Genomic DNA, 13715 nt, shown 5'->3' with positions numbered 1-13715 from the left:
GCAATCGGCCCGGGGAAACAATCGAGAGGGGAGCCCGGCCTATGCGCTGTCCGTTCTGCGGCAACATAGACACTCAGGTGAAGGATTCACGCCCGGCAGAGGATCACGTCTCGATCCGCAGGCGTCGCTTCTGCCCGGCCTGTGGCGGTCGGTTCACCACCTACGAACGCGTCCAGCTGCGCGATCTCGTGGTGATCAAGTCGAACGGCCGTCGCGAGGATTTCGATCGCGACAAGCTCGAGCGTTCGATCCGTATCTCGATGCAGAAACGCCCCGTCGAACAGGAGCGCATCGACCAGATGATCTCCGGCATCGTGCGCCGCCTCGAGAGCATGGGCGAGACCGACATCCCCTCCAAGGTCATCGGCGAGATTGTCATGGAGGCGCTCGCGCGCATCGACACCGTGGCCTACGTGCGCTTTGCCAGCGTCTACAAGAATTTCCAGGCGGCCGACGATTTCGACAAGTTCGTGAGCGAACTGCGTCCGAACATCGTCAAAGACGAGTGAACCGGCAAGACGACGCCCGCTATCTCGCCCTGGCGCTGTCGCTGGGGCGTCGGGGGCAGGGCAATACCTGGCCCAACCCCTCCGTGGGCTGCGTCATCGTGCGTGATGGCTGCATCGTCGGGCGCGGCTGGACGCAACCGGGGGGGCGCCCCCACGCCGAACCGATGGCCCTGGCGCAGGCTGGCGAGCGTGCCCGGGGTGCCACCGCCTATGTCAGCCTCGAACCCTGCGCCCACCATGGCAAGACGCCTCCCTGCGCCGAGGCGCTGATCGGCGCAGGGATTGCCCGCGTCGTGGCGCCCATCGCCGATATCGACCCGAGGGTCGAGGGCAAGGGGTTCGACATGCTGCGCGCCGCCGGCATCGAGGTCTCGACCGGGCTGATGGCCGAGGCCGCGCTGGCAGATCATGCCGGCTTCTTTCTCAACCGCGAGCAGGGCCGGCCCTTCGTCACCCTCAAGCTCGCGCTCACCATCGACGGTTGCATTGCCACGGCCAGCGGCGACAGCCAGTGGATCACCGGCCCCGAGGCGCGTCGCCGGGTGCATGCCATGCGCCTCTCCCATGATGCGGTCATGGTCGGCGCAGGCACCGCCCGGGCCGATGATCCCTCGCTGACCGTGCGCGGCATGGGCGAGGTGTCTCAGCCGGTGCGGGTCGTCGTCTCACGGCGGATCGACCTGCCGCTTCTGGGCAACCTCGCGCGGACCGCACAGCAGGTGCCCGTCTGGATCTGCCACGGCCGCGATGCCGATCCGGCCCTGATCACCGCCTGGCAGGGCGTCGGTGCCAAACTGCTGCCGTGCGAGGTTTCCGGGCGGCAGCTCGATATCGGCTCGGTTCTGCAACAGCTCGGCGCGCGCGGTTTGACCCGTGTCTTCTGCGAGGGGGGCGGCGCCCTTGCCGCCACGCTCCTCGGTGCCGATCTCGTCGACGAGCTCATCGTCATGACCGGCGGGGCCCTCGTAGGGGCAGATGGCCGCGGCGGCGTGGCCGCCCTCGGGGTCGCCAGGCTCGCCGATGCCCCGCGCCTCGAACTTGTCGACTGCACCCGCATCGGTCCCGATGTGATGACCCGCTGGCGCCGTCCGACCCGCTGATCGGCCTAGCGCCAGAGCCAGCTTTGCGAGGCGAAGAACCCCTGCAGCTTGGCCAGTCCCCTCAGCGCCGGGCTGCCGCTGGTCGTACCCGTTTCCAGTCTGTCCATCGCCACTTCGACGGTACAGGGCAACCCGCTCACCGGATCGCGATAGCGCGGGTAATCGATCAGCGCCGCATGGATCAGCCCGGCAAGCGCCGGCCTTGCAGTGCGATGTTGCACCCGTGGCCCCAGGTCCTGCGTCAGGCCCCAGCCGGCATAGAAGGGTCGCCCCAGCGTGGTGACCGCCCGGCCCCGGATCAGCGCCTCGAACCCTATGAGAGAGGTCATCGTCCAGACCTCGTCGACCTGCTCCAGCAGCGCGGCCGGATCGGTGCCGGTGATCACCCGGTCGGCCAACGTTTCGGCCTCCTCCACCGCGCCGGGGCGCAGCCCGGCCTCGACGTCGGGATGCGGCTTGTAGAGGATCACCGCTTCGGGCCGGGCGCGACGCGCGGTCACGAGCAGGGCGCGGTTGGTGCGGATCTCGCCGGCCCCCAGCCGGATCGAGGCATCGTCCTCCACCTGTCCCGCCACAAGCAGGCGGGCACCGTCGGGCACTCCCTCCAGCGCGGGGGCCTTTCCGAGGTTGTACTTGCTCAGCCCCGCCGCGCGAAGCCGTGAAACAAGCGCTGCCACGCGCGCCTCTTGGTCCGGGCGCAGGCGCTCCCGCCCGGCAATCAGCCGGTCCAGGCGGCTCTCGCGCGTGGGATCGTAGTAGATCCCGAGGTCATCGAGGGTCAGCGACACCGGTGGCACCAGCGCGGCTCCCAGGCCGCGGGACCGCAGAAAGCCGTCTTCCACGCGCACGACCTCTGCCTCGGGCGGGGTCAGCCCGGCCCAGCTCATCACCCTGCGGTCCTCGCCCTCCGACTTGGCACCGGCAAAACGCATCGCCTTTTCGCCGCCAAAGAAACCCTGAAAGCTCTTTCGTTTCCATAGCCTTATGTTCAACCCTACCCAGCCATCATGATCCTCGCGCCAGGCTCGCGCCCGCGCGGCCAGCCCCTCTGCGGCCTCCTCTGCCGGGCACAGCGCGTCGCGGCAGGGATCGTACCACACCGGGTAGCGCAGCAGTGCCCCCGCGGCCAGTTGCGCCGCGCCGAGCGCCCGCCCGCGCCGGGGCAGGGGCGTCGGGTTGCGGTCTTCGCTCAGGCCCCAACCGGCATAGAAAGGCAGGCCGAAAACCTGCGGTCGATGGCCCGCCAGGATCGCCTCGAACCCAAGCTGCGAGCTGACGGTATAGACCGCCACCGCGCCCTCCATCAGCGCCCAGGGGCTGACCGGCCGGTCCAGCAGGCTGGTGCGGATGTCGGTGTCGCCGGGGCCGAAATGGCCGGGCCGGTGCCCGGCGGTGCTCTCCGGGTGGGTCTTGATCACAATGCGCACGCCGGGGTTTTCCTGCCGCGCGGCCTGCAGCATCGTGGCAAAGCTATCCGCGGCGGCGCCACCAAGCCGGATCGAGGCATCGCCCTTGGTCTGGTCGATCACCAGGACATAGCCGGGCGCGGGCAGCGGCGCCTCCGGCAGTACGGCTGCATATTTGGTCAGATGCGCCTCCCGCATCTTGGCGATCAGCGCCTCGGCCCGGGCCAGTAGCTCCGGCGCGTCGAGCGGATCATGGGCCAGCAGATGTTCCAGATCCGAGGGGCGCGTGGCATCGAAATGACAGCCCCGCCGGTCGAGGACCAGCCCGATGGGCGGCTCGCCTGACCGCCCCGGGCGCAGCGAGCGCAGGAAGGGATCCTCGACCCTCAGCAGGCCGGCCCCCCGCCGCTCGGCCACACGCTGGCCCCTCCAGGCGTGGCGGGAGTGCCCCCATACCCCCACCAGCTCGCCGGGGCCGGGCAGGCCCGTCGTCACGCGATAGCCCGCCAGCGACAGGATCCGCCGCAGGCGTGGCTGCCGCAGGAAGCCGCCGGTGTAAACGAAAAGCCGCCGCGGCGCATCGGGCGCGGCGGCGGCTTCGGGATCGGAGGGGGGCAGGGTGGTCAAGCCCGTCAGTTGGCCAGGTTGGCCACCGAGTTCACCGTTGCCGCCGAGCTGAGCGAGCCGGTGAGCGTCGCGATGGTTTTGTTCCACTGGGTGAACGGTGCCTCGGTGACATAGATCACGTCGCCGTCCTGGATCAGGAAATCCCGGGCCAGGAAGATGCCGTTCGGCTCGTTCAGGTTCAGCACGTAGACCATCCGCTGCGCTCCGGTCAGGTCGTTGCGGGCCAGCACGCTCTTGGCGATGGCCTCCGGCTCGTTGCGGAACACGAAGATGCCGGTGGGGTCTGCGGCATTGGTCTGCAGGCCGCCGGCCCGGGCCAGGGCCTCTACGCCGTTCATCGTCGCGTTGTCGAAATCGATGCTGGTCTGCCGGCCGGCCGCGCCCAGCACGATGAAGCTGCGCTGATCGCCTTCGACCAGCACGCGGTCGCCGTTGCGCAGCGCGATGTCGTAGGCAGGGTTGGTAAAGATGTCCTGGTACCAGACGGTCGATTTCTGGTTGCCGCGCATCACCGTGACCTGGGCGATCTCGGGCTTGACCGTGGGCCCGCCGGCCGAGGCCAGCATCGACGACAGGTTCCGGGTCGGGCGCTGGATCGGATAGACGCCCTGTGCCCCGATCGAGCCGCCGAGCGTCACCGTCGCACCGTCGCCGGCCTCCCGGCGTACCTCGACCTGCGGGTCGGGTGTCTGTTCGGCCAGCTGTGCGGTGATCTGCTGGCGGATCGCTTCGGGGGTATTGCCGGCGGCCTTGATGCGGCCCGCGTAGGGCACGAAGATATAGCCGTCGTCATCCACCTGCACGCCGTTCAGGCTGGTAAAGTTCATGCCATCGCTGACAAGCAGCCCGTCGTCGACGTTTTCCCAGATGGTCAGGGTCAGCGTGTCGCCGGGGCTGATGGTGTCGGATCCGACCGTGGCGGCATTGCGGAAGGCCTGAGAAAAGCCCAGGGCAGGCGTCACCGCGGTGGCCTTGGTCACCCGGTCGTTCACGGTAACGATGAAACTGTCGCCCTCGCGCTGGATCGACCCGGCATAGATCTGGTCCTTGTTGGGGCCGACATGGGGCAGGGCCGCACAGGCGGCGAGGCTGCCGAGTGCCAGTGTCACGGCCGCGCGCCGCAGCCCACGGGTCATCCCTTGGTAGCTGATAGGGGTCACGTCTCGATGTCCTCACCACTTAAGTGCCGGCGCTCGACCAGCCGCAAGTTCTTATTGTTTTATGGGCCGAGGCTAGCCCCAAAGCGGTTTCGGATCCAGCACGGGGTGGCTCGGCGTCAGGTTACGATTCGCAACTGTTGCCGCGGAGCCGCGGTGCCGGACTTCAGCGCATCATAGGGATCTTCGGCCGACAGCATCATGTCGACCACCTGCCGCATCAGCTGGCGCCGGGCCCGGGCGGAATAGAAACCGCCCGCAATCTGGCTGGTTTCGAGCAGGAACCGGCGGAAATCCTTGTAGGCGCGGCGGTCCGGACGCTGTGCGCTGGCAAAGAACTCATCCAGCGGCTGGGTCGAGACGAACTCCGGTTTGGCATAGACGGCGGCGCCGAAGACCTTGATCGGGATGCCCCGATAGAGCACCTGCTGCCCGGCGGTGGAATTCACCGTGACCGCGCTGCGGGTGTCGGCCAGAAGCTCGGCCAGCTTGCCGCCGCGCACGTAATGCACCCGCCCGGTCAGGTCCATTTCGCGGGTCAGGCGACGGATCTCGCGGCGCAGCGGCGCCCGCCCGTCCTCCAGCGGATGCGCCTTGATCACCAGGTGATGATGCCCCGGCGCTCCCTCGCTGAAGCCGCGCATGACCTCCTCGAGGAAATCCACCATTGTGGCAAAGGGGGAATGCGCCTGGAAGGAACTGTCGTGTTCCAGCTGCAGCAGCACTAGGTGATAGGGAAAGCCCGCGCGCCGGATCCGGCGCGAGGCCCGCCGCCGCTCGATCGAGGTTATCGGCATGCTCAGCAGGCGCCGCACGTAGAGCTTGAATTCCTGCGTGACCGTCAGGCTGCGATGGGGCTGGAAACTGCGATAGTTGCGGTTCGCGAACATCACGAACCAATGATAGAGCGCTCCGTAGAAGACATGTTCGCGCATGTCGCCCCAACGCGCCGGCGGCAGCGGCGCATCCATATCCGACAGCGCCAGCATCTGGCGCATGTCCTCCACGCCCATCTCCATCAGCCGCGAGTTGCCGTTCGATCCGCCGCGTTCATAGGTCACCCAGTAGGGCCGCATGTAGCCTTCCTCGAAGACATGCACCGTCACCCCGCGGGCGCGGGCCTGGATCACGGCCTCGGCGTGGACCGGGCGCACGTCGCCATAGAGCACGATGTCGGTCACGCATTTCGTCTCGAGCAGGCGGGCCAGTGTCTCCGGCCAGGCCTCGATGTCCTCGCGATAGGGGATATAGCTGTTGCGGTCCCGCCAAAAGACGCTGTCCCCGGCGTTGAAGCCCACGCGCCAGACCTCTGCCCCGGCATGCTGCAACATGCGGGCGAGTTGCTGAAAGAACGGACCGTGAGGGCCCTGCAGGAACAGGAACACCCTCCGGCGTTGCACTCTGGGTTTCATGGTTTCCAACCTCTGGATCCTTCTTGGCTGAAAACGTGCAAACGGTCAAACTTGGGGTGCACACTGCCGATCAATTCCTTCCGCGATCTGAAACGCCCTGCGATTTCCGGCGCCTGGCGGCCATTGAAGGCGGGCCCGCGCGCCAGCTCTTGAACGGTGCCCGGCTTGGCGCTACCGCTTGGAAAAGCGAAGCGCGGCGGCGCGGAAAGGCTCCCATGTTCACCGGATTGATCAGCGACATCGGCACTCTGCGCAGCCTGCGCCAGGCGGGCGACCTGACGGCCCGCATCGGCACCGGCTACGACATGGAGGGCGTCGACATCGGCGCTTCCATCGCCTGCGACGGCGTCTGCCTGACCGTCACCGCCACCGGGGCCGACTGGTTCGACGTGACCATCAGCGCCGAGACCCTGTCGAAATCCACCCTGGGCCGCTGGGCCGAGGGGCACCGCATCAATCTCGAGCGGGCGCTGCGCGTGGGCGACGAGCTGGGCGGGCATATCGTCTCGGGCCATGTCGACGGCACCGCCGAGATCCTGGCGATCCGCGACGAGGGCGACAGCACCCGCTTCACTTTTCGCGCCCTGCACGGTCTGGCGCGTTTCATCGCGCCAAAGGGCTCGGTCGCGCTCAACGGCACCTCGCTTACCGTCAACGAGGTCGAGGGCGAAACCTTCGGCATCAACATGATCCCGCATACGAAATCCGTCACCACCTGGGGCGGGCTCTCGGTGGGCGATCACGTCAACCTCGAGGTCGACACCATGGCCCGCTACGTCGCCCGCCTGCAGGAGATGCCGGCATGAGCGAAGGGGCCGGGGGGTGGCCCCTGCACGGCATTGGACACAACATGGGGCCGTCGATGGACGCGGGCCGCACCTGGCGGGCGCATTCCTGGGCCCGGGCGCAGGCGCAGCATAAGCAGTCCGCGCTGCCCGTGGCGCTCTTGCGGATGCGCATGGCCCGCGCCGCCGATGTCGGGCTCGCCTACCGCGACTATGCCTCGGTGCGCGCAACTTCCGGCCGCGACATCGCGGGCTACCTGATCTCTTCCAACGCGCTTCAGGTCTTCTCCAACGGCGCACCGGTGCCAGAGGAGATCTCCGAAAAGCTGATCCGGCTGCGCCATGTCCACCGCATCGCCCTGGCCCAGCCGCCGCTCAGCCCCGAGCTGTTGATGGACTGCGTGCGCGGTCTCGATGCCGCGGTCCCGGCGCCGCCGCTCCTGGCCTCCTTCCCCCGCATGCGCGAGGCGCTCGCCCGGGCGCAGCAGGGGCTGCCAGCCGCGGGTCTCGTCGCCATCACCGCCCTGGGGCTGGAGAAGGAATGGGTCGCGGCCGGTCGCCTCGGCGCCGCGCTCCCGGCCGAAGCACTCTTCGGCGCCGCTTGACGCGGCGCCAGGGTCCGCCCGGAGGCTGCGGATGCCTACGGTGTCGCTGCGCACAGCCGCCCTGCCGATTTCGCCCAAGCGTCAGGCTGGCAAATGTTGTCCCCCTGCGGTATCTGCCCCCAAGGCGACAGGAAGAAAGAAGGGCACATGTCCGACAACAATGCATATGACAACGCCGGCCCCGTAGAGGAGCGCTGGTCCGACGCCATCTCGTCGATCGAGGAGATCATCGAGGATGCCCGCAACGGCCGGATGTTCATCCTGGTCGACCACGAGGACCGCGAGAACGAGGGCGACCTGGTGATCCCGGCGCAGATGGCCACCCCCGAGGCGATCAACTTCATGGCCACCCATGGCCGCGGGCTGATCTGTCTCTCGCTTGCCGGCTCCCGTGTCGATCAGCTCGGGCTGCCCCTCATGTCGCCGAGCAATTCCTCGCGTCACGAGACCAATTTCACCGTCTCCATCGAGGCCCGCGAAGGTGTCTCCACCGGCATCTCGGCCCATGACCGCGCGCGCACCGTCGCCGTGGCCATCGACGCGGGCAAGGGCCCGGCCGATATCGCCACGCCCGGCCACGTCTTTCCGCTGCGCGCCCGCGACGGCGGCGTGCTCGTCCGCGCCGGCCATACCGAGGCCGCGGTCGATGTCTCGCGCCTGGCCGGCCTCAACCCCTCGGGCGTGATCTGCGAGATCATGAACGAGGACGGCACCATGTCGCGCCTGCCGGAACTGATTGCCTTTGCCCAGAAGCACGGGCTCAAGATCGGCACGATCTCCGACCTGATTGCCTATCGCCGCCGCCACGACAACCTGGTCAAGCTCGAGCGCGAAAAGACCATCACCTCGGAATTCGGCGGCGATTGGACGCTGCGCCTCTACGTCGACGAGACCCAGGGCGCCGAGCATATCGTGCTGATCAAGGGCGATGTCTCGGGCGATGACCCGGTCCTGGTGCGCATGCATGCCATGGATCCGCTGCAGGACATGGTGGGCCTTGGCGGTGTCGGCCGCGCCGACGAGTTCCGCGACAGCATGAAGGCCGTGGCCGAAGAGGGCCGCGGCGTTGTGGTACTGCTGCGCGACACCCATATGAAGCTCGCCACCGGCGAGGGCGTCTCGCCCCAGACCCTGCGGCAATACGGCCTTGGCGCCCAGATCCTGACCTCGCTCGGGCTGTCGCGCCTTGTGCTGCTGACCAATTCGCCCCAGCCCAACGTGGTGGGGCTCGATGCCTACGGGCTTGAAATCACCGGCACCCGCCGGATCGGAGGATAAGACATGGCTGCATCCGAACAGCATTACACGATGGAGCGTGGCAGCTTCGACAAGCCCGCCAAGCTGCTGATCGTCGTGGCGCCCTATTACCGCGACATCGCTGACCAGCTGATCGCGGGCGCGAAGGCCGAGGCCGAGGCCTGGGGCGTCGAGCACGAGCTGATCGAGGTGCCCGGCGCGCTCGAGATCGCGAGTGCCATCTCCATGGCCGGGCGGATGTCGAACTACGATGCCTATGTCGCCCTCGGCTGTGTCATCCGCGGCGAGACCACCCATTACGAGACCGTCTGCAACGACAGCTCGCGTGCGCTCACGCTGCTGGGCCTGCAGGGCTATCCGATCGGCAATGGCATCCTGACCGTCGAGAACCGCGAACAGGCGCTGGTGCGCGCCAACGTCGATGATCAGAACAAGGGTGCAGGGGCTGCAGCTGCGGCCTTGCATCTTCTCGCGCTTTCGCGCAAATGGGGCGCTCCGAAAAGCGGCGTGGGATTCCGCCCCGCGTCCGAGGAATATCGCCTGGCCGGTGGCGACACCACCGCCTGAGCCAAGCTGTCAGATAGGCCACCGACCGATGAGCGAAGACGCACAGACCCCGCAGCCCGCCCCCCTCTCGGGCAACCAGAAGCGCAAGATGCGCTCTGCCTCCCGGCTCTATGCCGTGCAGGCGCTGTTCCAGATGGAAGCCGCGGGGCAGTCGGTGGAACGTGCCATCGTCGAATTCGAGGATCACCGCTTCGGTGCCGAGTACGAAGAGGGCGAGATGCAGGAGGGCGACGTGACGCTCTTCCGCAAGACGCTCCGCGATGCGCAGAACTGGCAGAGCAGGATCGACCAGATGACAGACCGCGCGCTGGTCGCCAAATGGCCGCTGGGCCGGATCGACTCGGTGTTGCGGGCGCTCTTCCGCGCTGCAGGTGCCGAGCTGGTCGAGGGCGAGGCCCCGCCCAAGGTGGTGATCTCGGAATACGTCGACGTGGCCCGCGCCTTCTTTCCCGAAGGCAAGGAACCCAGCTTCGTCAACGCCGTGCTCGACCACATGGCCCGCGAAGCCAAGCCCGAGGCCTTCTGAGGACCGGGACCTGGACAGCAGGACACCTGAAAAAGGCGCCGTGGGCCTCCGCGGCGCCTTTTTCTGTGAGCGTAGGCGTCCGGGCTGCGGCCCGGACGCGGCACTTTCAGGATCGGGCTGCGGTTGCCTCAGAAGGTAAAGTTCAGCGAAGCACCGATGGAATGCGCCCGGCTCTTGCGGGTAAAGTCGCCCTGGTATTCCAGCAGGGCGGTCAGCCCGTTGTTCAGTTCGGCGCCCAGGGCCAGCCGCGCGCTCAGCGCGTCGGGCTGCGGTCCCTCGATCAACTCGCTGCTCGCGCCGCCGTCGATAGCCACCGCGAAATCGTCGCTCTTGAAGTCATGGGCATAGGAGACCTCGGCAAAGCCGAAGGTGGTGCCCGTCGGCCTGACCGCGCGGATCGTGCCGCGGATGCCGATCACCGGCGACAGGCTCTCGTCGCTGAAAGAGGCCACCTGCACGCCGCCATTGCTCTCCTGGAACCCGTCGATCGACCGGCTCTGATAGACGAGGCCCACGAAGGGATCGATCACTGCGGTGGTGCCGGGACCCATGGCATAGGGGGGCAGTTCCTTGCCCAGTTCCATGCTCACTTGCCAGGTCTCGCCACCGGGGCTGGCGGCAAAGGGGCCGCCCGTCGCGCCGTCGGGATCGCGCACCTGGCTGTAGTCGAAGCTGCCATAGGTCACGTCGAAACGCCCGTGAAGCCCGTTCGTCTGCTGGAAGGTGGTGTAGACCGATCCGATGATCGCATCGGTGGTCAACGTGGAATCGTAGCCGTCCTTCACGTCGGCGCTGATCGAGCCATAGCTCAGCGCGGCCCCCACGCGGACCGTACCGAGAGACGTGGTGTTCGGCAGGGTATAATCGATGCCGACCGTGCCGCTGCCGCCGTCGAAGTCGAAGCCGGTGTTGTAATCCGTCGTGTCGTAGGTGCCGAAGGTGTAGCTGCCGGTCAGGTAGACATTCAGGCCCTTAACGCCCCAGGCATCCTCGGCAAAATTCATGGTGGCGTCCGACGCCTGGGCGGCCGACACCACCATGGCAGAGCCGCTGTCGCCGGGGCTGAAGCGGGCAACGACCTTGCCATGGCGTACCACCATGACCTGCTGCACGTCACGCAGCACGTTCAGGAACAGATCGCTGTCGCCCGCGGTGCCACCAGAGGGAGTGGGGGCGACGGCAGCTGCGATCACGCAGTCTGCAAAGGCCTCGGCAAAGGCGGTCGCCTCATCGCCACCACTGCGAAGGTAGTCGAGATCGGCTACACAGCCGGCCGTGGTGGCCAGCGCCAGGTCGATGTAGTCGGCCTCGGTGTTGCCGGCGGTGCTGGTGACATTGGCCAGTGCTTCCGAGGTGACGGTGCCGTCCGACTGCAGCACCAGCACGTTCGTGCCATCGGTCGCGACGCCGCTGCTGCCGGTAGTCGCCGTGATCTCGGCCGTGGTCACGGTCACCAGGGAGATGCCGCGGGCCTGCAGATCGGCCAGGATCGAGGCATAATCGAGCGAGGGGTCCTCGTTGTCGCGGTCCTCGTCGGTGACAAGCACCAGCGTGACCGAGGCGCCAGGCGTGAAGCTGTAGGTGCTCAGCGCATAGGAGATCGCGGAATAGCCGTCCTCGACGCTACCGCTGATGCGCAGGCTCGCCGCGGCGGCGCCAAAGGAGAGCGCATCGCCGAGCAGGTCGCCGTCGAGATCGAAGGCAATGCCCAGGTTTTCGCCGCTGACGCCGCTGCCATAGCCGGTCAGTCCGAACGAGGCGGTGAAGCCGGAGGCAGCCAGGGACGTTTCAACGGTCGAGGCGAAAGAGGGCAGAAAGGCCTGCTCCGTCGACATCGACCCGGATTCATCGACCAGGAATATGATGTCGGCATAGGAGGCTGCGAGGGCGGGGAAGGGGGTGAGAAGGCAGGCAGCGGATGCAACCAGCCGGGCCCCGAAAGGGGCCTTGCCTTGAAAAATGAACATTTCTTGAACGAACCTGACTGAACGGTTGGGGACTCGGAAAACTAGGGAAATATGGTCCGGCAAAATTGTGACTAGCCGGTGCCGAAAATCTGCTTCGGGCCGCCTTGGCACGCAATAAAAACTGTCGAGACGTGCAATCCGTCACCCGCGTCCTGCGCCAGGAGCTTTGGATCTCGTCGTGGTGATGGCGCTAATATTCAGAAAAATTGGTGTTTCAGGCTCACTTTTTCGTCATCATTAACCATCTGCAATCTCGGTGAAAAAGCAGAGCCAGTCTCGATGGGCCGCGGTGTCAGGCGCCGCAACGCTTCGATGGCCCCCTGTCCGGACGACAGGAGCGGAAATCTGCCGGTCCGAGGCGGAAAGTCTTGTCATATCGCCGCCGATTGCGACGTCGTGGCACAGCCGAGGCGCGCAAATTGATTCGATATGATGTGGATTTTCCCTCATATTCCGCTAGGCTTATGTGAGAGAATCTGCACGCGGAGGCTGTCATGCCCAAACTCGTCCGGCTCTACATCACCCAGATCGCGATCGGTTTCGCGATCTCGGCGGTCTTTACCGTCGGGCTGATCTATTTCGATGTCGCGGGGCTCAAGCGTCTCGTGATGTCGTCCTCCGACGGGCTGCTCGGGGCCTTCCTGGTCTTCTTCTTCAACGGCATCGTCTTTGGTGGGGTGCAATTCGCCGTGACGATCATGGGCATGCGCGAGAAGGGCGGTCCGGGTGGCGGCACGCGCGCGCCGCTTAAGCTGGCGCCGCAACCCGCCATGGCGCGCCCCGCAGGGGCGGGCAACGGGCCTGACCGTCAGGAAGATGTGGAAGCGAAAAGGCGGCGGGCCCGCACGCAGCCGTTTGGTTGACGCATTCCCGAGGACCTGATGATCAGGTGGGCGCCAGGTAACCGGACCACGGTCCGGACAGAGCCAGCTCCCTCGGAGTTGCTTAAGGCCACCGGAATGTAACCGTTCACGAGAAGGGCAGCACCCGCCTTCGACCCAATTAGGCCTTCGGGCCTGCGCCGGCAAGGGGGATCTGTCGCGAATTTTTCGCGGCATGTGGACGGCGGCTCTGTAAAGGGCGGTGAGCGCCGTGACGGATCCGGCCGCGGGAGTTGCCTTTTCGTCCGGTCCTGATGCTGGTTCCGGCGCAGGGCAGGGGGGGCTCTGGCCCCGTCTGCCTGCGGCAGCTTTCCCGGAGTATCTGTGGAAAGACGAAGTGCAGGAGGGCTGCGCCGCCGCGCCCGGGCGGGGCTTGCCTTTGTTCGCGCAATGTTCACAATGCGGCCATGCCCGTCACCACGCTCACGCCCGATCCCGCCGTGCCCCAGCCCGGCCAGCTTTTGGCCCGGGGTGTCTGCCGTCTGCTCGCCAGCCATGATTTCGCATGTCTCGAGGAATTCGTGCCCGAGCGCGGCAAGCGCGTCGATGTCATGGGCGTCGGGCCCCGGGGCGAGCTCTGGGTGGTGGAATGCAAGTCGAGTCGTGCCGATTTCATGTCGGACGGCAAGTGGCAGGGCTATCTCGACTGGTGCGACCGCTTCTTCTGGGCGGTGGACCAGGATTTCCCGCTGGAACTGCTGCCCGAGGAGAGCGGGCTGATCATCGCCGATGCCTATGGCGGAGAAATCATCCGCATGCCGGAGGCGCAGAAGCTGGCGGGGGCGCGGCGCGCTGTGCTGACGCGCAAGATCGCTCGGGATTCGGCGCGGCGCCTGCAGGCACTGCGCGATCCTCGTCTTTAGGCCCCGTCTTTAGGCCCCGTCTTCAAGCCGCGGCTCCAGGCTGCAGAGGCCTC

At 66.8% G+C, this 13715-nt stretch carries 13 protein-coding genes; 9 read left to right on the top strand and 4 right to left on the bottom strand.

What is annotated here, in order from left to right:
- Window positions 1-41 precede the first annotated feature (41 nt).
- Together nrdR and ribD are read left to right on the top strand one after the other, a co-directional pair.
- A complete protein-coding gene (gene nrdR / locus AC0WR5_RS13210; RefSeq protein ID WP_475863770.1) occupies window positions 42-509 on the top strand; it encodes a transcriptional regulator NrdR in 468 nt (155 codons plus the stop codon).
- Window positions 506-1609, top strand: coding sequence for a bifunctional diaminohydroxyphosphoribosylaminopyrimidine deaminase/5-amino-6-(5-phosphoribosylamino)uracil reductase RibD (gene ribD / locus AC0WR5_RS13205; protein WP_475863768.1), 1104 nt, complete (start codon window positions 506-508; stop codon window positions 1607-1609). The genes nrdR and ribD overlap by 4 nt, the downstream gene beginning before the upstream one ends.
- Before the next feature lie 5 nt (window positions 1610-1614).
- On the opposite strand, the gene AC0WR5_RS13200 is transcribed toward ribD, so the two are convergent.
- The 3 genes from AC0WR5_RS13200 to AC0WR5_RS13190 form a co-directional block, all read right to left on the bottom strand.
- Window positions 1615-3633 carry a capsular polysaccharide biosynthesis protein gene (locus AC0WR5_RS13200; RefSeq protein ID WP_475869008.1) on the bottom strand — a complete coding sequence of 673 codons (2019 nt, stop codon included), beginning with the start codon at window positions 3631-3633 and terminating at the stop codon, window positions 1615-1617.
- A 14-nt stretch (window positions 3634-3647) separates the two neighbouring features.
- Entirely contained in the window at window positions 3648-4778 is a 1131-nt protein-coding gene (locus AC0WR5_RS13195) for a polysaccharide biosynthesis/export family protein (protein WP_475869006.1), read from the bottom strand.
- Between the two features lie 140 nt (window positions 4779-4918).
- A complete protein-coding gene (locus AC0WR5_RS13190) occupies window positions 4919-6211 on the bottom strand; it encodes a capsule biosynthesis protein (RefSeq protein WP_475863766.1) in 1293 nt (430 codons plus the stop codon).
- Between the two features lie 215 nt (window positions 6212-6426).
- Between AC0WR5_RS13190 and AC0WR5_RS13185 the strand changes: the two genes are divergently transcribed.
- From AC0WR5_RS13185 to nusB, 5 genes are all read left to right on the top strand, one after another.
- Complete coding sequence (locus AC0WR5_RS13185) at window positions 6427-7017, top strand: riboflavin synthase (protein ID WP_475863765.1); 591 nt, start codon at window positions 6427-6429, stop codon at window positions 7015-7017.
- The gene (locus tag AC0WR5_RS13180; protein WP_475863764.1) at window positions 7014-7601 is read left to right on the top strand and encodes a hypothetical protein; all 588 of its coding nucleotides are present in this window, start codon (window positions 7014-7016) and stop codon (window positions 7599-7601) included. The genes AC0WR5_RS13185 and AC0WR5_RS13180 overlap by 4 nt, the downstream gene beginning before the upstream one ends.
- 147 nt (window positions 7602-7748) lie before the next feature.
- Window positions 7749-8879 carry a 3,4-dihydroxy-2-butanone-4-phosphate synthase gene (gene ribB / locus AC0WR5_RS13175; RefSeq protein WP_475863762.1) on the top strand — a complete coding sequence of 377 codons (1131 nt, stop codon included), beginning with the start codon at window positions 7749-7751 and terminating at the stop codon, window positions 8877-8879.
- A 3-nt stretch (window positions 8880-8882) separates the two neighbouring features.
- On the top strand, window positions 8883-9425 hold the full coding sequence (locus AC0WR5_RS13170) for a 6,7-dimethyl-8-ribityllumazine synthase (protein WP_475863761.1): 543 nt from the start codon (window positions 8883-8885) through the stop codon (window positions 9423-9425).
- Between the two features lie 28 nt (window positions 9426-9453).
- Complete coding sequence (gene nusB, locus AC0WR5_RS13165; protein WP_475863760.1) at window positions 9454-9951, top strand: transcription antitermination factor NusB; 498 nt, start codon at window positions 9454-9456, stop codon at window positions 9949-9951.
- 128 nt (window positions 9952-10079) lie between these two features.
- Here nusB and AC0WR5_RS13160 read toward each other — a convergent pair whose 3' ends face one another.
- Window positions 10080-11918: an autotransporter domain-containing protein gene (locus tag AC0WR5_RS13160; RefSeq protein ID WP_475863758.1), complete on the bottom strand. Its 1839-nt coding sequence runs from the start codon at window positions 11916-11918 to the stop codon at window positions 10080-10082.
- Window positions 11919-12412: 494 nt separating this feature from the next.
- Between AC0WR5_RS13160 and AC0WR5_RS13155 the strand changes: the two genes are divergently transcribed.
- Window positions 12413-12781 carry a hypothetical protein gene (locus AC0WR5_RS13155; protein ID WP_475863756.1) on the top strand — a complete coding sequence of 123 codons (369 nt, stop codon included), beginning with the start codon at window positions 12413-12415 and terminating at the stop codon, window positions 12779-12781.
- 425 nt (window positions 12782-13206) lie between these two features.
- The gene (locus AC0WR5_RS13150) at window positions 13207-13662 is read left to right on the top strand and encodes an MmcB family DNA repair protein (RefSeq protein ID WP_475863753.1); all 456 of its coding nucleotides are present in this window, start codon (window positions 13207-13209) and stop codon (window positions 13660-13662) included.
- The last annotated feature ends 53 nt before the right edge of the window (window positions 13663-13715 follow it).

This window comes from Pseudooceanicola sp. DL12, from assembly GCF_056270665.1.
Note: the sequence above shows the minus strand (reverse complement) of the source record. Positions and strands in the feature narration are given on the sequence as shown.